The following is a 19,237-nucleotide window of genomic DNA, read 5'->3' as shown; positions in this document are numbered from 1 at the left end:
GGCATGTCAGTCACCAAGGTGGAAACGCGCCAGAGCCTCCTGGACGCCGCGCGGCGGATCGTAGCCGCGAAGGGCTACGCCGCGGTCGGCATCAATGAGATCCTTGCCGCGGCCGGCGTCCCGAAGGGGTCGTTTTACCACTACTTCGGCTCCAAGGACGCCTTCGGTGAGGCGATGTTGAAGAGCTACTTCGACGATTACTTCGCGACCATGGACGGGATCGTTGCCGACAAGGGCAAGAGCTCCGCGGAGCACCTGATGCGGTACTGGCAGAAGTTCTACGATACGCAAGCTGTGGACGACTGCCAGGGCGGGTGTCTGGTCGTCAAGCTCGGCGCGGAGGTTGCCGACCTCTCCGAGGTGATGAGAGTGGCGACGAAAGTCGGGACCGCGGCGATCGTCGACCGACTGGAGCAGATGATCGCCGACGGCGTCGCGGATGGGTCCGTGTCCGTCGATGACAGCCCCCGCGCGACGGCCGAGGCTCTCTACAGCCTGTGGCTCGGAGCGAGCATAATGGCGAAGATCCATCGCAGCCCGGATCATCTCGACCGCGCCACGACGGTCACGCGCCAGGTCCTCCACATCTGACAGGCCCCCGCCGCCTGCGGCAAACCGGCTCGGGCGGCATTCTAATAGTAGACTGGTCTAAGAGAGTAGACCGGTCTAAGCAAGGAGATCTCATGACTACCGACCTCGTCTACTCCGACGCGAGTGAACTCGCCGAACTGATCCGCAACAGAAAGGTGTCATCCGTCGAGGTGGTGCAGGCGCGCCTCGATCGCATCAAGGCCACCGATCCGAAGGTCAACGCCATCGTCACGCTCGTCGACGGTGCTCTGGAGGCCGCGAAGGCCGCGGATGAGGCGCTCGCGGCCGGCGTGGAGGTCGGGCCGTTGCACGGCGTGCCGTTCACGGTCAAGGACTCCTTCGACACCGCCGGGGTGCTGACCCAGCGCGGTTCCCCAATCTTCGAGGGCCGCATCCCGGACACGGATGCCACCAGCGTGGCACGTATGAAGCGGGCTGGTGCGATTCTCCTCGCGAAGACCAACCTCCCGGAGTTCTCGTACTCGACTGAGTCCGACAACCTCCTGACAGGCAGGACGAACAACCCCTGGAACCTCGACCGCACGCCCGGCGGTTCCAGTGGCGGGGAATCGGCAGCGATCGCGGCCGGTATGTCACCGCTCGGGCTCGGCAGCGACCTGGCCATCTCGGTGCGCGGGCCGGCCGCTCACACCGGCATCGTCGCCCTCAAGGCAACACATGGGCGTATCCCGATGACCGGGGTCTGGCCGCGGGCGCCACGCCGTGACTGGCACGTCGGCCCGATGGCCCGCACCATCCGCGACCTCGCACTGGCGTACTCGGTGCTGTCCGGCCCGGACGGCGCCGACGGCTTCGCCACCGTTCCGCGCGAATTCGACGCCGGCCTGGGCGCGTCGCCGGACCGGCCCGTCCGCGTCGGCTGGCTGGTCGACTCCGGACTCGGCCCGATCGACTCGGAGGTCGCCGCCACCGTGCATTCGGCCGCCGAAGCGCTGCGGGGCGCTGGGGTTCAGGTCGAGGCTGTGAGCATCCCGGCGCTCGAGCGAGACAACCCTCTCGACCTCTTCTACCGGCAGCACGTCATGGAGGTGAAGCCGGCCTTCCGGGACGTCACCGCCGGTCACGAGGACCAGATGGCCAAGGTCTCCAAGTCCATGCTCGCCGGCCCCGACACGTCCATCCGCGACTACGTCCTGGCCGAACAGGGCATCGAACGTCTCCGGGACGCGTTCACCGAGTACTTCCAGCGGTACGACGCCCTCCTGCTCCCGGCCCTGCCCATCCCCGCCCACGAACACGGACTCACCCGGTTCACCATCAACGGTCAGACGGTGGACGCCGCCCACATTCAGACGGCGACCATTCCGTTCAACCTGACCGGACTCCCGGCCCTGTCCATGCGGTTCGGCACGAGCAGCGACGGCATGCCGATCGGTGTGCAGCTGGCAGTCAACTGGCACTCCGAGTCGACGATCCTGCACATCGCGTCGCTGCTGGAGTCGCTCAGCCCGGTCCGTGACCAGCACCCCACCATCTGACAAGTCTCGAAAGGCCACACTCCGGGCGCTTCGAGAAGCGCGACAACCATCGTGCCCCTCGAAGCGCCCGTATCGGCACCACGGGCGGCTTCGCTCCGCAGGGGCGGCGGGCGCGTGGCAGGCAGCAGCGGGCGGGAGAACGCAGAGCGTCGAGGGGCAGGGTAAGTGCCTGGCCGTGAAACTCGGCGCCGAGGTTTCCGATCTATCCGGGTGAATGCGCCTGCGCCCCATGCCCGACCTGGTCATGGGGACCCTCACGATCGCGAGTTGACTGGTCAACTCGCACTGAGCGTGTCATGAAGGTTCCGATTGTCCTCACCTCGCACAACGCGCTGGGCAAGGGCAGCCGTCCGTCGTCGTCGAACACGATCTGGGAGTTCGCCGTCTGGTCTCCGCTGGTGACGAGGGTGACGGCGTTGTCGGGGGCCGGCGCAACGAAGCCGCGCGGGTCGTCTGCGATGCCCCTCCTCAACGGCACGAACGTGTGCGGATCGTCATCGGCCGGTGGACGGCGGCCTTGTGCCGTTCTGGATGCTGCGGTTCATGGCGCTCGGTTGCGAGTCCCGCGTTCCCGGCGGTGGGCCCGAGGCGGGCGGAGAGGAAGCGCAGGGCCGAGGTGGACACATCGATGCCGGACGAGTGGACAAGCACGCGGAAGCTCCTGGCAGGACAGCTGATCTCGACAATCATGCCCGGCGGCCGCCAAAGTGTCTTCCTCGGCCTCGCCGCCGCCCTCTGCCGCTGCAAACGCCTCCCCGACCTGACCATGTAGGACACCGGGGTAAGCCGAAACGATGCCTGTGAACCGATCCGTGCGGAACGAGTCGGTGGCGAGGCGGCGGCTCAGCTACCGCACCGAGCAATGAGCAGAAGCCGATTAGGGTTCATCCCTGAGGTGCGCCGGCGCGCCCGGTCGCGACCTCGGCAAGGTCCGCGAGAAGCTTCTCGTGGGTGCGCCAGAACACGTCGGGCGCGGGCTTCGCCAGTTCGATCCAGAACGGGCCCTGCATCGTCTCCTCGGTCCACAGGTGGCATCCCCTGGGAGTGGGCGTGATGATCCAGGCGTGGTACGCCTTGGAGCCTTCCGCGGCCTTGGGATAACCGCCCCATGCGATGCGCTTCACGGGTTCGAACTCCTGCACGGACGCGAAGACATCCTGACCGGCCAGGTTGGTCTCGAACCGCGTGCCGAGGCGCAGCGAATTATGGCCGTCCAGTAGTTCGACGTGTTCCACGCCCGGGTAGAAGCTGGGCCACGCCCGGTGGTCCACCAGCAGGGACCAGATCTTCTCGGGAGAGGCCGCGACCTCGAGTTCGTTGGTGAAGTGGATAGGCGAGCGGCTGGGAACCATGTCCGCGGGCCAGTTTATGGCTTCAAACACGTCGACTCCTAAGATTTGCCTGAATATGCAGGGGAGTACTGGTCAGCGATGCCGACTCGCCCTTCACGTCCTGTTCGGGGAACTGGATCAGCTCGACGACATTGCCGTCCGGGTCGTAGCCGTACGCGACGTGGAGCATGCCCATCGCGTCAATCGGCGCGTCGTTCTGGAACCTCATGCCGGCCGCCGTCAGCCGCCCGAACTCGGCGTGTATGTCGGTCACTTCGAAACACACGTGGGTGTATCCGTGATCGTTGATCCGCCACTGCGGGTCGCGCGGCTTCGGGGTGGGGTGGGTGTACTCGAATAGTTCAAGGTGGGCGTTTCCGCCGCGCAGGTAGACGAACTTCGCCGCGGATCCCTCGAGTCCGACAATTCTGTCGCACAGCTCGTCGCCCTGGTCCCAGCCGAATCGCAGCACCTCCTCAAGCCCGAAGAGGTCACAGTAGAAGTCCTTGAGCCGCTCCAGGTCGGGAGTGGAGATTGCCGCGTGATGAATTCCGATGATCACGATGGATCCTTTCCGTGGACCGACGGGGCCGGGTCCGACGCCGTCGGCCACCCGCCGAAGGACGCCTACGCGCGGCCGCCGTAGAGCTGGTTGATGACGTCGGACATGGGAAGGCCGGCAGCGATGTCCGCGAACATCTGTTCCTCCTTCTTGTCGATCGCCTCGCAGCGTGCGACCACCTCGCTCGCCAGTGCGACCGGCACGAAGCAGACACCGGTTTCGTCGGCGATCACCAGATCGCCGGGTTCGACGGTGACGCCGGCCACCGCGATCGTCGCGTTGATCTCGACCGAGCTACCACGCCACTTCCCGGTCTCGGGGCTGATGTCGCGGCTCCAGATGGGGAACCCGCGCCGTCGCGACTGCGCCACGTCCCGGACAGCCCCGTCGACCACGGCACCGGCAAGCCGGCCCCGTCGTGCCGTCGCCGCGACGATGCCGCCCATGTTCGACACCCCGGGAAGCCCCGAGATGACCAGCACATCGCCGGGTTCGGCCAGTTCGACGAGGTGAATCTCGGCCATCAGCCAGTTGCCGTCGGTGACCGCCCGGTGTGTGTCCATCCTGGACGGCACGTTTCGGAGCGTCACCGCACGACCGACAACACGCTCGTCAGGGAGCGTGGGGATGAGAGTCGAGGCACCGACACATCCGTGGACACCGAGGGCGTCCAGGGCATCGGCCACCGTGGCCGACATGTCCTCCAGCGCAAGGAACCGCTCGACGATGCCATCGGGCAGCGCTGCGGGATTCGAGTGCACATCGACCCAGTCGAAGTGCTGTCCTGCGGTTTCCGTCATGACTGTACGTCCTCCTCATAGTGGTGATTCACGGCAGTCTCGGCGCCGTGCCACGCCTGACGATGTCCGGCCAGGACATCCCCGCCAAAGTCGTTGGACAGGTGGCGTACGACCCCGTGAGCGTGGTTGCCGCCCCGAGCGGTGTTGTCCCATTCGATGAGGAACCCGTCGCCCTGCACGCGGTAGTAGTTCGCAACGCCGGCCTCGATTGATCCGGCCCAGGCGAAGTGCAGCTCGTCGATGGCCCACCTCGGCGCCAAACCGTCGGGCAGCCCGTCGTGATACGTCCGCATCAGAAGGTCGAGCAGATCCCTCTGACCCCTGTCGAGATCGGTCCCGGGTATTCCCTTCGGCACAGATGTCACCGACAGCAGAGCGTGGTCCCGCGGCCCGTATCCCGTCTGTCGGTCGAGAGCGTTCCCGCCCCTGCGCATACGCTCCATCAACTCATCGTCACCAGGGCGCCGCCGAAAGATCTCGGACAGGTTCATCATGGTCGCGCCCTCCTCGAAGGACGACCGATTCCCCATGACGATGTCGGCGGGCGCCCGGTCGAGCAGAACCGCCTCAGCTCGGGCATCGGGCGACAGCGACGTGACAAGATCTCTGGCCGTCGACTGGAACGCCCCCAGCGGATCGAGTCGCACGCCGCCGGGGAGCGTCGTGACCGCGGGGTCCAAGCCGAAGAAGCGCGGCGTGGCGGACCGCACCTCCCCCGCGGCAACCAGGAAATTCAGCGAAATGTGATGTCCGCCGAACCGCCAACCCCAAAGCCCCTGACCCTCCGGATCACCGAACACCCGGAGGTAGTACCGGGAAGGATCACGCCCCCGGCGGGTATCGAACTCCGAGCCGAACCCCTCCACCCGGTCGAGGATGTTCTCGGTACCAATGATCGTCGAGACGAGGTCGTAGCCCTCGGGAGACAGTCCAGACGCCACAAGCTGCATCGCACGCCGCTGCTGCCACGCGAACTGGGCGTTGAACGCCAGTCCGCCATGATCCGTCGGCGTGTAGAACCACCGCCGTCGCTCCGCCTCGTGCTCACTGCCGGGCGGCCCCCACCAGGCCAGGGTGCGCTGCTCGTCGTCGAGGTCGGCCAGCCAGGCCATGGCGGCCCGCGACATGGCCTGGGCCACCGTCTTCGCAGCCGCGCCCAGCTCAGTCGGCATTCGCCTCAACTCTCCAAGGTCCGCGCCCATGTGCTCCTGCCACGTCAGTAGAAGATCGGTCCGCGCAGGCCGCCGCCGGCGGCGACGGCGTCGCCGTTGATCGCCACGCTGAGCGGCGAGGCCAGGAAGGCCACCACGTGCGCGACCTCGGACGGCTGGATGAGGCGGCCGACGCTCACGTCGGCAGCGAGTTCCTCGGCGATGTCGGCCTCGGTCAGCCCGCGCGCCGCGGCGCTGTCACGGATCACGGTCTGCACGCCCGCGGTCTCGGTCACCCAGGGGTGTACGACCGTCACATTGACCCCCTGTGGGCCGAGTTCGTCCGCGAGGTTTTTGGCCACCGCGGCGACCGCAACGTTGCGAACCGAGCCGAAGACGGATCCCGTGCGGCGCATAGCGAGCCCGCCGATGTTGATGATCCGGCCCCAACCGCGCTCGATCATCTGGGGCGCGACGGCCCGCGCGCAACGCAGATAGCCCAGGACCTTCGTCTCCATCTCGAAGCGGAGATCATCGTCGTCGAGGTCCAGGAAACCCGTCGCAGGGCCTCCCCCTGCCTTGGCCGCCGCGTTCACGAGGATGTCGACACCCCCGAACTGCTGCGTCACCACCGCGACTGCGGACTCGACCTGCCGGTCCTGGGACGTGTCCGCCACGACACCGATGGCGTCGTGCCCCGCGGCCCGAAGCCCGGCCGCCGCGCTCTCGACGGCGTCGGCGTCCCGGGCGAGAAGTGCGACCCGCGCTCCCTCGCGGGAGAGTTCCTCGGCGACCGCGTACCCCAGTCCCCGGCTTCCACCGGTTATCAGGGCTCTCTTGCCATCAAGCCTCAAGTCCACCGTTGCTGCTCCTTGTCGATCCGATGCCGACGCACATGTGCCTGACCGCCGAATCCGTGCACCCTCCGACGGACCGCTACCCAAGGCCGAGGACGCGGCGCCACTGCCACGTGTCGCTGTACTGCTGGAAACGCACGATCGTGTCGCCGTCGAAGTCCCACACGTGGGCGAAGATCGCGTCGAGTCTGGCTCCGGCCTTGGTGACCCCGACGTAGCGTCCCTGCACCAGGACGGTGTCTCCCCCGTCCACGATGCGGGAGACGTTGATGTGGAACTCCGCGAAGTCCCTCTCGTGCGAGTCGAACACGGTCTTCTGGATCGCCTCGCGACCCTTGAGCGGCGCGCCCGGGGAGTAGGGCACGTTCTCCGCCTCGATCCATGGCGCGTGGGGGGAGAGCTTCTCGAAGACCACTCCGAAGTCGCCCTCGGCCAAACGCTGGTACATGTACTCGACATGCGCCTTGCTCATGATCCCTGCCGTCCTCGGTTGTGGTTGGAATTGTGGGGAGCGGACACCGCGGTCGGCGCGACGACGCGGTTACGGAGCACACCGACGCCTTCGAGTTCGACCTCGACGACCTGTCCGGCCCGCAGATAACGGCCGCTTGAGACTCCTACGCCGCCAGGGGTGCCGGTCAGGATCACATCGCCGCGGTGCAGCGTGGTGTATTGGCTGATCGTTGACACGAGCTGAGCAATGGAGAAGTGCATCTGCGCGGTGCTGGACTGTTGGCGTGTCTCCCCGTCGACCAGCGTGCGCAGAGCCAGTTCCCGGCCCTCGCGGGCACTGTCCGTGGTCAGGAGCGCCGGCCCGAGCGGCTTGAACCCGTCGAACCCCTTCGCCAATCCCACGTTGGGGCCGGACACGAGGGGGTTGCTTCCGTTCTGGACGTCCCTGGCGCTCACGTCGTTGGCGGCGGTGATCCCGGCCACGTGATCCCAGGCCGCCGCCTCGGACACATCGCACGCCGGCGTACCGATGACCACCGCTACCTCTCCTTCGTAGTCCACCGCCGTCTCCGCTATCCGGGGCAACCGGATGTCGGCGCCGGGGCCGGTGACCGCGGAAGCCGCCGTCAGGTGCACCCGCGGGACCGTGGGGAGTGCCAACCTCATTTCGGCGGCGTGGTCCCGGTAATTCAACCCGACGATGACCATCTTTCCGGGAGCGCCGATCGGAGCTTGAACGGTGACCGTCTCCTGCTCCAGAGTGCGGACTGTCCGGGCGTGGGCGAGCAAGTGCAGCGACCCCGATTTCACGAGATCGGACAAGGAAGCGCCACCGACCTCCAGCACCTCGTATCGGGTTCCGGTGACGCGCGCCACCCCGTCCGTTGTCTGCGAAACGAGCACCCGACAGACTCCGTCCCATGGCATTGTCCTGAACCCGTCGACGTTGACATCGTGTCGAACGCCGACTGCACTCATATAAGCGGCACATGGCCGGCGGGGTCCAATACTTGTTGCATCAGGTCCCGATACTCAGCGGCTATCAGGCTGTTCCTACCGGCCCGGCCGCACGCAGCCGTGATCACCAGCGGATTCTTCACGCACGACTTTGAGGAAATTATCGAGGACCTGCGGGACAGGTCCCGAAGCCCAGACCGCGGCCACTTCTGTCGCGACGATCGCCTGCTTGAGCGGAACCCATTCGATGTATTTCGAGCTCATCCACCGCGCGGAAGCCGGTACCAGGGAAACGCCCATGCCACTGGCCACGTAGCCCAACTGGGCCTGAATGGAAGTCGCCTCCACGACCGCATGCGGCGTTATACCGGCGGCGGACATGGCGGAGAGGGTCCGGTCGTAGTAGTACGGTGAGATCTGCCGTGATGTCATGACAAGCGGCTCGAACGCCAACTCGGCGATGTCCGCGGGACGATCTCGCGCAAGCCGATGGCCGCGCGGCACTATGAGTTCGAACCGCCCCGTCAGCAGGGGAAGGACCTCAAGGCCGGCGACTGGATCGCTCTGTCGCACGAAAGCGATGTCCATCGCCCCGGTTCGCAGAGAGTCGAAGCTCTCCTGAGTCCCGGCCTCGCGGAGGTCGATGAGGACGTGGGGGTTCTCCTCACGGAACCTCGGTATGACCAGCGGAAGCACTTCCATGAACGCAAAGGGAATTCCCGCCACGCGCAGGTGGCCGAGTTCGCCCGCGGTGGCCTGGTTCACCGCGTGCCGCGCCCGGCTGACCTGATCGCAGATCTGCCGCGCCTCCAAGAGGAATACCGCACCCTCTTGTGTCAGGGTCACGCCCTTCCCCGTTCGCTCGAACAGCTTGACGCCGAGCTCCCTCTCAAGGTCCCGGATCTGTACGCTGAGGGGCGGCTGCGCTATATTCAGCCGTGCTGCGGCGCGACCAAAATTCAACTCTTCCGCCACGGCGACGAAATACCTGACGTGCCGCAACTCCATAGTCATCGTTCTCGCTCCTTCGATGCGCGGCGACGCGGTTGTGCGCGGTCGTACTGCATGAGTCTGTCAGCAGTGGACCTGTAACGTTTTGCATCCTACGTCCTATCCTCCGAATCGAGAGCATTCGTATTTCGAGGGCCTTCCACAAGATTTATGGATGCCTCGTCCGCGCATACCGGACTGATTGCTCGGCTGCCGTTCACGCAATAGCCTGGCCGAGGCCGGGCAGGCTGAGTGTCGGCTCGGGGCCCGGGTTCGGCAGAAGCGCGAGTCGTTCGAGGGCAGCTGTGATCCCGCTGGTCCAGGGCCAGTGCTGGGCGAGGCGGAGCATGGGTCCGAGCCCACCAGGCGAAGACGGCAGGCTGAACGACGACGCGGTCGTCACGCGGCGATGATGTGCCGTCCCGGCTTGTGCTCAGTGGTGGGGCTGGAAGGCAGAAGCGCACACCGGCTGTTCTCCCACATCACCATGAACTGGCGTGGCAGGCCGACGTCATGCTCCGGACCATCGCCGCGACGACCAACTGCACTGGCGACATCGCGGATGGCTCATGCCTCCGGCGGTCGACCGCATGTCAGATGAGGCCGGTGCGTATCGCGAACGAGACAAGATGCGCACGGTTATGCAGGTTCATCCGCTTCATCAGGCTGTGCAATACGTTTTTGATGGTGCGCTCGGAGTACGAAAGCTTCACCGCGATCTTCGCAAGTCCCTCACCCTCCGCGACAAGGCGCAGCACGTCCAGTTCGCGGGGGCTGACGGCGGACGCGCTCAGGCCGCGGGGCGTGAGGACCTCGCGATGGGTCCACCGAACCTGCCGCATGAGCACCCCCTGGAGGGCAGGAGGGAAGCTGCCGCCGCCCGCGGCAACAGTGAACAGGGCCCGACTGAAGATCTCTGGGGTGAAGGTGACCATGAGTCGGATGCTGCCACGGGTGATCGCCGCCCCATGCCCCCTGCCTCCCGAGCCGACTAAGGGCAGGCAAACGTGGCATGAAGCGCTCAGGCCCCTCCTCGGGGTCGGCCAGGACGCGAAAGCCAGTCGCCTGCCGACCGAACAGGTCGCAGGACGTGGTGGCACTGCCGCGCCCACGCGTCGTCGCATCATCGATATCGGGTTGCTGCATCGAGATGTGTGCCGGATGCCCGCACGACTCGTTCTCCTCCAGCCGGGTCCGCAGATCTGTCAGCCGCCGGCTGATGAACTCGTTGTGACCAAACGCTACGGCCGCACCGGAGACGCATGCTTACCCCTGCTCTTCCTAGGAGCGACAGGGTCACCTGCGAACAGAAGTCGTGGCATGCACCGAAACAACCTGCTCGGGGCGTACCTGCGCGCGTACCGCGAACGAGTCTCGCCCGGCGTGGAACAGGGCCGGGACCCGCATCCATCCGTGCACGGGCCTGACGCGCCGCGGCTGACGGTCCACTACGTCCGGCCAGGCTCGGACGATCTTGAGGAACTGGCCCGGCTCAGGGGATCGCCACCGTCGTTGACACACGCCCTTCGCCGAACCCATACTCAAAATGACCCTAACCATTAGGTCCAATGCATTCAGCCATCCGAGCATGTGGCGGCCGCCGATGCCCGATTCGCTGTGACGAGCTTCTTGCGACAGTCGGCCGACCGACGCGCGGAAGAGGAGATCAGATGGCCCCCCGGAACGAGCAGGCAGTGCTCGGCGACGATGGCGTAGTGCCGGATGTCGACATCAGCACGTTGACCCGCGAGGAACTGATCGCGCACAACCTGCGTGTGGTCGAGGCGCACTTCCACAACGAGAACCCCGAATCCATCGACAAGGCCCTGGCCGTGTACGGTCCCGACATCGTGTGGGAGGCCCCGGCACGCGGCATGGTCTACGGCAACGTCGCCGACGTCCGGGAAGGCTACCTGGGCATCTTCAGGACGGTGCACTGGAACCGCACGACCACGTTGCGGCGCTTCGCCACCGAGGACTTCGTGTTCGACGACCAGATCGCCGATGTGACGGTGGTGGGCAAGGACATGCCCAACCTGCCGTTCGAGCCCGGCCAGCGGATCAGCATGCGTCTGATCCACTGCTTCGAGATGAAGGACGGCAAGATCGCGCGCGAGATCGCCTACGAGATCTCACGCGCGTACGGCGGACCGCTCGACCATGACGCCGTGCCCGAGGGTGCGAAGGTCACCGACTTCCCCGACGGCCCCGACTACGGCAATTGGGCGGACAAGTGAAGCTCATCGGATACGTGGACAATGGGACACGGCACATCGGCGCTGTTGACGGGAGCCACGTCATCCCGCTGGGTGAGGTGAGCGCGTTTTACGCCGATCCGCGGACAGCCACAGCGAGTGCGGATCAAGTGACCAAGCGGCTGGTCCGCGCCGAGCTGGTCGAGGCACCGCCGGTGCCGCAGACCGCGCGGGTGTTCTGTGTCGGCATCAACTACCACGCGCACGGCGACGAATCCAGGGAACACTCTGGACTGGACACTCCGAAGGTTCCGATGATCTTCGGCCGATGGGCCGACACCCTCGTCGTCGACGGCGACCCGGTGCCGGTGCCGCCGAACGAAGACGGCCTGGACTGGGAGGTCGAGCTCGCAGTGATCATCGCCGACCGGGTCTGGGCCGCGGATCGCGCTACCGCGTCTCAGCACGTGCTGGGATACACCGCCTTCAACGACCTCAGTGCGCGCAAGAAGCAGTTGGAGACGGCACAGTTCACGCTGGGCAAGAACGCGGATCGCAGCGGGCCGATCGGCCCGGTGGTGGTCACACCGGACGAGATCGGCGACCCGAACTCGCTGACGCTGCGAACCCGCGTCGGCGACTCGGTCATGCAGCTCGGCAACACCAGGGATCTGATCCACGACATCCCATCGATCATCGCCTACATCACGGACACGGTGTCCCTGAAGCCGGGCGACGTGATCGCGACCGGTACCCCGGCCGGCGTGGGACTCGGCATGAAGCCACAGGTCTATCTGACCGCCGGCGACGCCGTCGAGGTCGAGGTCGAAAACATCGGCGTGCTCCGCACGCCGATCGTGAGCCGCGCCGACCTGGCCGCGCGACACGAGCTCTGATCGTGACCGTGCACCGCGCGGTCCACCAGAGGCAGGGGGCGCGACTCGACCGTGATCAGCAGGTGGGGCGACGGAGGGCTGGTGCCGTCTGCACTTCACCCAGCGGCAGCAGGCGCTCCTGTCCATCACCGACGTGTGCGCTGGCAGCCGGAAACACGATCGTCGTCAAGGCGTCGGAGGAGGCGCCGCTGGCCCCACCGTGTTCTCCCGCGCGGACAACGCCTGCTGGACGGGTCCGCACACCGCATGAGGTGTACGCATGGGTGCCATCCCCGCGTGAATGGCCGCGACCGAGCCGGCGTGAGGTGGGGCGTCGGCTGCGCTATTCCTCCGTCAGGGAGTGCTCGCGGGCGAGGTCGGCGGCTCCGCTCAAGTCACCCGCTACGACGGCCTCCGCGATGTCCTGGTGCAGCCGCAAGCGCCCTTGCTTATACCGGCGATGGCCGGCTTCCTCCTCGACCGAGCTGATCCTCACCGTCTCGGCATCGATGAACCTCAACATCGAGAGGTAGGTCTCGCGCAGGATCCGATTAGGGCTTATCCGCGCAAAGGTCCTGTGCAGTTCCCAGACCGCGTGTACGAACGCGTTCGGGTCGTCGACCACGTCAGTCAATGCCGCTGATTGGGTGGTGATCACGGCAATGTCGTCCTGGGTCCGGTGCTTGGCGGCATCCACGATGATCCGGGGTTCGAGCAGTTCGCGGACGACGACCGCGTCTGCGACCGAGACGGGCGCCCCGCCCACCGTCAGCAGACTCTGGCCGAGCTTGACCACCGGATCGTGCTGGGCAACGAACAACCCGCCCCCAGGGCCCGGCCGGGCGACCACAACGCCCTGCGACTCAAGCAACCGGACGGCCTCATTCATCGTCGCCTTGGCCACACCGACCGACTCACGGATATTGGTCTTGGTGCCGATCAGCGCACCGGGCCGCAAATCACGCTCAGCGATCACGCGCCGGACGTGCTGGCCAACCGCCTCAGCCCGCGTCATCCCTGAGAGCGCCACATCCACCATAGTTTGCATTATATGAGCATGTCGCGATCGTGGTCATGTACCAGAACGCGGTGTATCACGCCAGTTCCATCGGCAGTCGGCCACCGGCCACCGATCTGCTGTTGCGCTGCGATACCGGCCGGACCCTGCCGTCGGTGGGCCGCTGCCGCGGCGGCTCGACACCGGCCCGGGTCGGTGCGCCGACCCGGCCGAGCCGGCTTGCTCACGACCTGGTCGGCGCCCACGCCGTTACCCCCGGGGGTAAACGGTCCGCTCGGCGGCGCATAGAACGGCAAGTCGCCTTCCACACCGCGCAGTGCGGACGATGCATGCCGGGCTGCCGTCAATGCCGTGCGAGCTTGTCGGCAAACCAATCCGCAACGAGCGATGTGCGCTCCTGGCAGTGGTTGTAGATGGTGTGGTCACCGTCCGGCCAGACACGCAGCCTCCCGTCCACGCCGTCACCGGTGCCGTCGAGGAAAGGCTGCTGCGCCTGGAGGTCGAAGAGCACGTCGTGTCCGCCATGCAGAACCAGCAGCGGGCAGTCGATGCGCGCCCGGCCGGGGTCGAACGCAAGCCGGCGAAAATTCGCGGCGATGCGGTCGGTGTCGTCCGTGCCGAGCATTGCCGCGGCCTGTTCGTCGAAGCTGCGATGTCCGAGCAACGACGGTCGGGCGGGTGCGCCGTTGACACAGCAGGCCTGCACCCGGCGGTCTGCCGCCGCGGTGAGCGCCGCGTAGAGGCCACCAAGGCTATTGCCGAAGACTCCCACCGCAGAGCCCAGCGACTGGTTCTCGTACACGAAGTCGACATACCTGCTGTAGGCGGCGGGGACGTCCACGTCGAGAAAGACACCGTGCCGCAGCCGGGTCTCCCCCTGGCCCGGTCCCTCGGTCAGGATGGTCGCGAGGCCGCGCGCGGCCAGCGCATCAGCGTGGCGCCAATACGCCGCACCCCACCCGCTCTGGCCGCCGAACACGACCACGGTGCCGCGTGCCTCACCTTGCGGCGGCCTGACCAGCCAGCCCACCAGATACCGCGAGCCGAATTCCAGCTCCACCTTTTCGAATCGGTCGCCAAGGAGGCCGGAGACCGTGGACAGCGTCGAGCTCAGCCGATCGTATATCCGGCGCTTGCGCGGCGTGTCGTGGTTGAACGCCATCTGTGCGAAGACCAGGTCGGCCACGGCCGCGCGGTACGCCTCGACCGCCGTCACCCGATGGTCGTCGCCCAGCGCCCCGAGCGCGCGGCGCTCCTGGTCATCGGCAAGCGACTCGGCGGCAACGTCCCATGCCATGCCCTCCGCGGTCATCGCCTGCATACGGGCGATATCGTCCGGCAGCATGCCGTAGTCGAACATGCGGGTCGGGGTCATCGACCGCCACTGCGCCGCCAGTAGCTTCTGCCCCGGCGGCATGGGGTTCGTCCGGTTGAGGTTCGGTTGGCTCATCGTGTGGCTGCCAGTTTCTGGGCGTCTGGCAGCCCGACGTAGTTCAGTTTGTCCCGAAGCTGCGCGATCAGCGCACCCAGATCGGCAGCGACGCACGACCCGAAGACCACGAAGTCCGGGCGGCTGATGAACACGTCGGCGCCGATCTCCTCCAGGTATCGCGTGTATGTGCCCGCCTCGTCCCGGAAGGAGCGAACATCACCGTCGAACAGTGTGTGCACTGTGCAGCCGATCCCGTCCAGAAACGTTTCCTGCTCGCGGTCGAGCAGCCCGTCGGTCCCCATTCGGGTCACCAGCGTGAAGCTGTGCCCGAACACGTCGTCGAACCGTCCCGTCCGGCCGTCGGGGGTGGACACGATGCCCTGTGGCGCGAGGGTGCCGGCGGACGGTGCGGGGCTGTCGTCGTCGGTGGTCTGGATGACTCCGGTCCCAATAAGGGGGAACGGGGGCGGCGATGACATGGAACCGCTGAGCCACGCTTCGTCACGGGCGGCGGCACGCACCGGGTCCATCGTGTACGCGACCTCACCGAGCAGGACCGACGTCTCGACGATCGTCCGGGCGTGCGGCCGGCGCTCCGCCTCGTAGGTTGCCAGCAGGGCCTCCGTGGCCTGTCCGCGCAGCACTAGATCGAGCTTCCACGCGAGGGCGATCGCGTCCCTCATGCCGGAGCAGGCACCCTGGCCCATGGTCGGCGGCATGGTGTGGGCCGCGTCGCCCATCAGGAACACGCGGCCACCGCTGCTCCAGGAGTCAGCCATCCTTGCCTTGATGGGGTACAGGACCTGACGGATGATCTCGATGTCATCGGGGCCGAGGCCATGCGCCTGTGACAACCACTGCCAAGCGCGGCCGCGGTCCTCAAGGAGGTCCTTGTCCTCGCCCGCCAACGCGGCGAACTCAAAGCGCTGGCGCTTCTGGCCGATCGGCATGAACATGTGAGGCCTGGCGGGGTCGCAGAACAGCATGGTGTGGTTGAACCGCTTCGGCAGGGGGCGAAGCACCTTCGTGTCGATGTTCAACCAGCGCTCGTCGACGCCGAAGTCGGACTGCCCGATTCCGAGCGCGGTACGCACAAAGCTGTTGGCGCCGTCCGCGCCGAGCAGGTACCTGGACCGGATCCCCACCTGGCGGACATTGGGCGCGTCCGGCGGCGGTGCCCCGTCGTGCGTCGGCCGTGCCGTCAGCTCGACCTGATCGGCCAGAACGCGAAGGTCCGTTGCCTGCCATCCTGGAAGGCGGACGACGTTCGGGTATTGCCTCACCCGTCCGTCGATCGCGTCCTCGATGTCGGGTTGGTACATCGAGATGTGGGCCGGGTGCCCGCACGACTCTCCAGCCCAGGGCAGCTCGACCAGGATCTCGCCGTCCGCGTTGAGATACTTGAAGCTGTCCAGCGCCTGGGTGGCGCGCAGGGCCATATCAACGTCTGCGGCCGCTTGAACGATGCGCGCGGTCTCCCCGTCGATGTGGGTGAGCCGGGGCAGGCCGTACAGGCTTGGATGCCGCTCAACGACGACGACGCGGTGGCCCATCCCGCCCAGGATCGAGGCGGCGACCAGACCGGTCGGACCGTAGCCGACGACGGCGACATCGACGTCGTAGGACTCATGGATCATTGCGCTCGCCTCCAATGGTTTGACGCACTCCTTTTTCTCGAACCCGCGCCAGGAGGAGGTTCTCGTGTCTCCTGTCATGCCGTCGGCGGTACGCGGAACAGTCGCTCGGCATTACGGTGGCTGATGGCCGCCCGCTGTTCGTCGTCCAGATTCGCCTTGGCCAGGAATTCGGTGGCGACGCCACTGTCCTCGTAGGGATAGTCGACCGCGAACAGCACACGCTCGGCGCCGACCTTGGTCAGGCAATAGTCCAGCGCGTCATGGTCGAACATACCGCTCGTAGTGATCCAGATATTGCGCTGGAAGTACTCACTGGGCTTGAGTTCGAGCTTGACCATGTTGAGCACGTCGCGCGCCCAGGCATATGTCTTCGCGTACAGGTTGTCGATACGCCAGAGCCAGTACGGGATACCCTCGCCCAGATGACCGAGAACCATGCGTAGGTTGGGATGCCGGTCAAAAGCGCCGCTGAGGATCAAGCGCATCGCGTGCGTCGCGGCCTCGGCCTGGAAACCCCAGATCGCCTGTTGAACGGGGCCAGCATCCGCGGGCTCGGCATCCGCGGGTGCAGGTACAGCGTGCTGTAGGTCTCCTCCATGGCGGCCAAAATCGGCTCGGACTCCGGCTCGTCCAGGTACTGCCCACCGGTATGCGACCCGATCAGTACGCCACCGAACCCCAGCGTCCCGGTGGTGCGCCGGATCTCCTCGGCCGCCGCCTCGGGATCCTGGGGCGCAATGGCGGCGAGTGCGGCGAACCGGGTAGGGCTACCAGCCACGATGTCGGCGAGCGCATCATTCATCTCTCGTGCCAGCGACGTCGCCGTCGCGGTGTCGGACCAGAGTTGGACGCCCGGCGGATTCAGACTGAGAACCGACACGTCGACACCCGTCCGGTCCATCTCCTCCAGCCGGGTCCCCAGATCCGTCAGCCGCCGGCTGATGAACTCGTTGGCGATGAAACTGCGGGAATACACACGCTCGGAATCCTCGCCGGGAAGCGCCGACAGATCCGCCGTCCGCTCCCAGAACTGAGTGGTCGCGAAATGCTCCTCGACCGCGATGATGCGCTGGCCCATGGTGTCCGGCATCGCACGCTTCCCTTCTCCGCCAATGTGTTGTGCCCGTTCCCTGACCAAACGCTATGGCCGCACCCGAGACGCATGCTTACCCCTGCTCTTCCTAGGAGCGACAGGGTCACCCGCGAATAGGATGCTTGGTATGCATCGAAACAACCTGCTCGGGGCGTACCTCCGCGCATGCCGCGAACGGGTCTCGCCCGGCACCGTCGGGCTTGAGGGACTTGGACCGCGTCGCGTAGCCGGGCTGCGCCGCGAAGAGGTAGCGCTGCTCGCCGGCATCAGCTCGAACTACTACCTGCGGCTGGAACAGGGCCGGGACCGGCATCCGTCGGCGCAGGTGCTGGAGTCTCTCGCGCGTGCACTGCGGCTGGACCCAACCGAGACGGCACACCTGCTCGCACTGGGCCGGCCGCGGACCAGGGAAGTGGACAACGCCCGACTGGTGACCGTCCCGGCCAGCATCGGACAGCTGCTGCAGACGCTGGACCTGCCCGCCTTCGTACAAGACGAGCACTTCGACGTCCTCGCGTCCAATGCCCTGGCCCGCGCGCTCTCACCGGAACTGCGGCCCGGCCGGAACCGCCTGCTGTCGGTGTTCCTCGACCCGGACGAACGTGCGCTGTTCGCCGACTGGGATCTGGTTGCCGATCACCTGGTCGCCTCGTTCCGCGCCTCACTCGCCGCCGATGCGGGCGACCAGCGCACGACTGAACTGGTCGACGAGTTGTCGGCGCGTGACACTCGCTTTCACCAACTGTGGGAACGCTACGCCGTCGCCAACCTGGTGGACCGACCCCCGGTCCGGTTCGCCCATCCCCTGGTCGGCGAGTTCACCCTGACCCGGGACAACCTGGCCATCGACGGGCCCGACGCGCTGCGGCTGATGATCTACCACGCCGTGCCAGGCTCGGACGATCTCAGAAAACTGGTCCGCCTCAGGGACACGGCACGCTCGAGTTGACCGGCGACACTGCATAGCGACGCTGAACGACATCTGCCTGCCACAGCGCCAGGGCCCCTCCCAGCAGCGCGAGCCTGCCGGGCATGAGCCGGACATTGTCGCCACCCTCCCCGCACGGCACGGCACGGCACGGAGCACGGACTCGCCCACGCCGCCCGCGCCCTGAGTGAACTGCCGGACGTCATCCATGTGTCGCCGGACCTTCCGCACGGACCCGGACTTGCGGGCAGCCGGGTGATCAACGTGGCCGACCTCGCCGGCGGTGCACGCGGAGCACAGACCTGCCGCGGATTGTGAAACGGGGAGGCTATCGAGCCTGCGCCCGGCGTTCCGCCTCTCCGCGGCTGGGCGCCGAGGCGACAGTGACTACAGGCTGGCGATGCTGTCCTGCACCGACTTACCCCAAGCCACACCTTCGGTGTGCGTGTTGGCGAAGTCCGGGTCCACGTAGATGTGGATCCTCTTGATGAGTTCACCCTCGAACTCGAACACATTGCAGAACAGCCCGAAGGAGGAAACGCCGTCAGGGAAGTCCACGCCTGACGTCGTTGTTCCCTTTTCCGCGCCCTCGACGACCACATAGTTCCCGGACGACAACACGGTGAAGCCCTCGATCTCGTGCTCGAGCGACGCGATTCCCCGGCCGAGGCCCTGAGCGAACGCTCCGATCTGCGCCTTCCCACTCGCGATGCCGAACTTCGGGTAGAACATATGAGCATCTTCAGTGAAGATGTCGATGACCGCGGGGTTGCCGGCGTCCACCATACGGAAGTAGTTGATAGCAATCTCTTCGCGACGCTTCTGAATATCGCTGGTGGCGTTCACTTTTCCTCCTACCCCTTAATTC

At 66.4% G+C, this 19,237-nt stretch carries 19 protein-coding genes and 2 pseudogenes; 5 read left to right on the top strand and 16 right to left on the bottom strand.

Translation table 11 applies throughout. The features are described 5' to 3' along the window. Nucleotides 1-3 precede the first annotated feature (3 nt). Both J2Z30_RS16640 and J2Z30_RS16635 read left to right on the top strand, forming a co-directional pair. Nucleotides 4-591 carry a TetR/AcrR family transcriptional regulator gene (locus J2Z30_RS16640; RefSeq protein WP_044571244.1) on the top strand — a complete coding sequence of 196 codons (588 nt, stop codon included), beginning with the start codon at nucleotides 4-6 and terminating at the stop codon, nucleotides 589-591. 92 nt (nucleotides 592-683) lie between these two features. Continuing rightward, nucleotides 684-2,090, top strand: a complete 1,407-nt coding sequence (locus J2Z30_RS16635; RefSeq protein WP_044571245.1) for an amidase — start codon at nucleotides 684-686, stop codon at nucleotides 2,088-2,090. A gap of 468 nt (nucleotides 2,091-2,558) precedes the next feature. Here the strand turns inward: J2Z30_RS16635 and J2Z30_RS16630 are convergent, their stop codons facing one another. The 10 genes from J2Z30_RS16630 to J2Z30_RS49655 form a co-directional block, all read right to left on the bottom strand. After that, the gene (locus J2Z30_RS16630) at nucleotides 2,559-2,741 is read right to left on the bottom strand and encodes a hypothetical protein (protein ID WP_209468705.1); all 183 of its coding nucleotides are present in this window, start codon (nucleotides 2,739-2,741) and stop codon (nucleotides 2,559-2,561) included. A gap of 233 nt (nucleotides 2,742-2,974) precedes the next feature. Continuing rightward, nucleotides 2,975-3,472 (bottom strand): SRPBCC domain-containing protein, encoded by a 498-nt coding sequence (locus tag J2Z30_RS16625; protein ID WP_044571246.1) that lies wholly within the window; start codon nucleotides 3,470-3,472, stop codon nucleotides 2,975-2,977. Then, complete coding sequence (locus J2Z30_RS16620) at nucleotides 3,465-3,983, bottom strand: VOC family protein (RefSeq protein ID WP_044571248.1); 519 nt, start codon at nucleotides 3,981-3,983, stop codon at nucleotides 3,465-3,467. The genes J2Z30_RS16625 and J2Z30_RS16620 overlap by 8 nt, the downstream gene beginning before the upstream one ends. Nucleotides 3,984-4,048: 65 nt before the next feature. Beyond that, nucleotides 4,049-4,783, bottom strand: coding sequence for an RraA family protein (locus tag J2Z30_RS16615; RefSeq protein ID WP_044571250.1), 735 nt, complete (start codon nucleotides 4,781-4,783; stop codon nucleotides 4,049-4,051). Beyond that, nucleotides 4,780-5,955, bottom strand: coding sequence for a DUF3500 domain-containing protein (locus J2Z30_RS16610; RefSeq protein WP_044581539.1), 1,176 nt, complete (start codon nucleotides 5,953-5,955; stop codon nucleotides 4,780-4,782). Before J2Z30_RS16610 ends, J2Z30_RS16615 begins: the two co-directional genes overlap by 4 nt. Nucleotides 5,956-5,999: 44 nt before the next feature. Next, nucleotides 6,000-6,794, bottom strand: coding sequence for an SDR family oxidoreductase (locus tag J2Z30_RS16605; RefSeq protein ID WP_044571252.1), 795 nt, complete (start codon nucleotides 6,792-6,794; stop codon nucleotides 6,000-6,002). A 76-nt stretch (nucleotides 6,795-6,870) separates the two neighbouring features. After that, a complete protein-coding gene (locus J2Z30_RS16600; protein ID WP_052701410.1) occupies nucleotides 6,871-7,263 on the bottom strand; it encodes a nuclear transport factor 2 family protein in 393 nt (130 codons plus the stop codon). Next, entirely contained in the window at nucleotides 7,260-8,147 is an 888-nt protein-coding gene (locus J2Z30_RS16595) for a fumarylacetoacetate hydrolase family protein (RefSeq protein WP_209468704.1), read from the bottom strand. The genes J2Z30_RS16600 and J2Z30_RS16595 overlap by 4 nt, the downstream gene beginning before the upstream one ends. 150 nt (nucleotides 8,148-8,297) lie before the next feature. After that, nucleotides 8,298-9,215, bottom strand: coding sequence for a LysR family transcriptional regulator (locus J2Z30_RS16590; protein ID WP_052701412.1), 918 nt, complete (start codon nucleotides 9,213-9,215; stop codon nucleotides 8,298-8,300). Between the two features lie 569 nt (nucleotides 9,216-9,784). Further along, nucleotides 9,785-10,126 carry a response regulator transcription factor gene (locus tag J2Z30_RS49655; RefSeq protein WP_245388058.1) on the bottom strand — a complete coding sequence of 114 codons (342 nt, stop codon included), beginning with the start codon at nucleotides 10,124-10,126 and terminating at the stop codon, nucleotides 9,785-9,787. A 735-nt stretch (nucleotides 10,127-10,861) separates the two neighbouring features. On the opposite strand from J2Z30_RS49655, the gene J2Z30_RS16580 reads away from it, so the two are divergent. Together J2Z30_RS16580 and J2Z30_RS16575 are read left to right on the top strand one after the other, a co-directional pair. Beyond that, nucleotides 10,862-11,428, top strand: a complete 567-nt coding sequence (locus J2Z30_RS16580; protein WP_044571256.1) for a nuclear transport factor 2 family protein — start codon at nucleotides 10,862-10,864, stop codon at nucleotides 11,426-11,428. Beyond that, nucleotides 11,425-12,282 carry a fumarylacetoacetate hydrolase family protein gene (locus J2Z30_RS16575; RefSeq protein ID WP_044571257.1) on the top strand — a complete coding sequence of 286 codons (858 nt, stop codon included), beginning with the start codon at nucleotides 11,425-11,427 and terminating at the stop codon, nucleotides 12,280-12,282. Before J2Z30_RS16580 ends, J2Z30_RS16575 begins: the two co-directional genes overlap by 4 nt. Before the next feature lie 322 nt (nucleotides 12,283-12,604). Here J2Z30_RS16575 and J2Z30_RS16570 read toward each other — a convergent pair whose 3' ends face one another. From J2Z30_RS16570 to J2Z30_RS52255, 5 genes and pseudogenes are all read right to left on the bottom strand, one after another. Then, on the bottom strand, nucleotides 12,605-13,300 hold the full coding sequence (locus tag J2Z30_RS16570; RefSeq protein WP_209468703.1) for a FadR/GntR family transcriptional regulator: 696 nt from the start codon (nucleotides 13,298-13,300) through the stop codon (nucleotides 12,605-12,607). Nucleotides 13,301-13,622: 322 nt separating this feature from the next. Continuing rightward, complete coding sequence (locus J2Z30_RS16565) at nucleotides 13,623-14,729, bottom strand: alpha/beta hydrolase family protein (protein WP_209468702.1); 1,107 nt, start codon at nucleotides 14,727-14,729, stop codon at nucleotides 13,623-13,625. Then, nucleotides 14,726-16,426 (bottom strand): bifunctional 3-(3-hydroxy-phenyl)propionate/3-hydroxycinnamic acid hydroxylase MhpA, encoded by a 1,701-nt coding sequence (mhpA, locus tag J2Z30_RS16560; protein ID WP_245388057.1) that lies wholly within the window; start codon nucleotides 16,424-16,426, stop codon nucleotides 14,726-14,728. Before mhpA ends, J2Z30_RS16565 begins: the two co-directional genes overlap by 4 nt. Further along, nucleotides 16,423-16,944: pseudogene (locus J2Z30_RS50955) on the bottom strand (amidohydrolase family protein); the annotation flags it as partial. The pseudogene J2Z30_RS50955 and the gene mhpA, both read right to left, overlap by 4 nt. 170 nt (nucleotides 16,945-17,114) lie before the next feature. Next, nucleotides 17,115-17,249: pseudogene (locus tag J2Z30_RS52255) on the bottom strand (amidohydrolase family protein); the annotation flags it as partial. 319 nt (nucleotides 17,250-17,568) lie between these two features. On the opposite strand from J2Z30_RS52255, the gene J2Z30_RS16545 reads away from it, so the two are divergent. After that, complete coding sequence (locus J2Z30_RS16545) at nucleotides 17,569-18,390, top strand: helix-turn-helix transcriptional regulator (protein WP_052701415.1); 822 nt, start codon at nucleotides 17,569-17,571, stop codon at nucleotides 18,388-18,390. A 366-nt stretch (nucleotides 18,391-18,756) separates the two neighbouring features. On the opposite strand, the gene J2Z30_RS16540 is transcribed toward J2Z30_RS16545, so the two are convergent. Further along, on the bottom strand, nucleotides 18,757-19,215 hold the full coding sequence (locus J2Z30_RS16540) for a nuclear transport factor 2 family protein (RefSeq protein WP_052701416.1): 459 nt from the start codon (nucleotides 19,213-19,215) through the stop codon (nucleotides 18,757-18,759). Nucleotides 19,216-19,237 lie beyond the last annotated feature (22 nt).

Source organism: Streptomyces iranensis (assembly GCF_017874715.1).
Classification (GTDB): Bacteria; Actinomycetota; Actinomycetes; order Streptomycetales; family Streptomycetaceae; genus Streptomyces; species Streptomyces iranensis.
This window is presented reverse-complemented; position numbering and strand designations above follow the sequence as displayed.

Bases quoted from the DNA above. Each gene is read 5' to 3' on its own strand.
- J2Z30_RS16640 (WP_044571244.1), top strand. From the start codon at position 4: ATGTCAGTCACCAAGGTGGAAACGCGCCAGAGCCTCCTGGACGCCGCG.
- J2Z30_RS16635 (WP_044571245.1), top strand. From the start codon at position 684: ATGACTACCGACCTCGTCTACTCCGACGCGAGTGAACTCGCCGAACTG.
- J2Z30_RS16615 (WP_044571250.1), bottom strand. From the start codon at position 4,783: ATGACGGAAACCGCAGGACAGCACTTCGACTGGGTCGATGTGCACTCG.
- J2Z30_RS16610 (WP_044581539.1), bottom strand. From the start codon at position 5,955: ATGCCGACTGAGCTGGGCGCGGCTGCGAAGACGGTGGCCCAGGCCATG.
- J2Z30_RS16600 (WP_052701410.1), bottom strand. From the start codon at position 7,263: ATGAGCAAGGCGCATGTCGAGTACATGTACCAGCGTTTGGCCGAGGGC.
- J2Z30_RS16590 (WP_052701412.1), bottom strand. From the start codon at position 9,215: ATGACTATGGAGTTGCGGCACGTCAGGTATTTCGTCGCCGTGGCGGAA.
- J2Z30_RS49655 (WP_245388058.1), bottom strand. From the start codon at position 10,126: ATGGTCACCTTCACCCCAGAGATCTTCAGTCGGGCCCTGTTCACTGTT.
- J2Z30_RS16580 (WP_044571256.1), top strand. From the start codon at position 10,862: ATGGCCCCCCGGAACGAGCAGGCAGTGCTCGGCGACGATGGCGTAGTG.
- J2Z30_RS16570 (WP_209468703.1), bottom strand. From the start codon at position 13,300: ATGGTGGATGTGGCGCTCTCAGGGATGACGCGGGCTGAGGCGGTTGGC.
- J2Z30_RS16565 (WP_209468702.1), bottom strand. From the start codon at position 14,729: ATGAGCCAACCGAACCTCAACCGGACGAACCCCATGCCGCCGGGGCAG.
- mhpA (WP_245388057.1), bottom strand. From the start codon at position 16,426: ATGACAGGAGACACGAGAACCTCCTCCTGGCGCGGGTTCGAGAAAAAG.
- J2Z30_RS16545 (WP_052701415.1), top strand. From the start codon at position 17,569: ATGCATCGAAACAACCTGCTCGGGGCGTACCTCCGCGCATGCCGCGAA.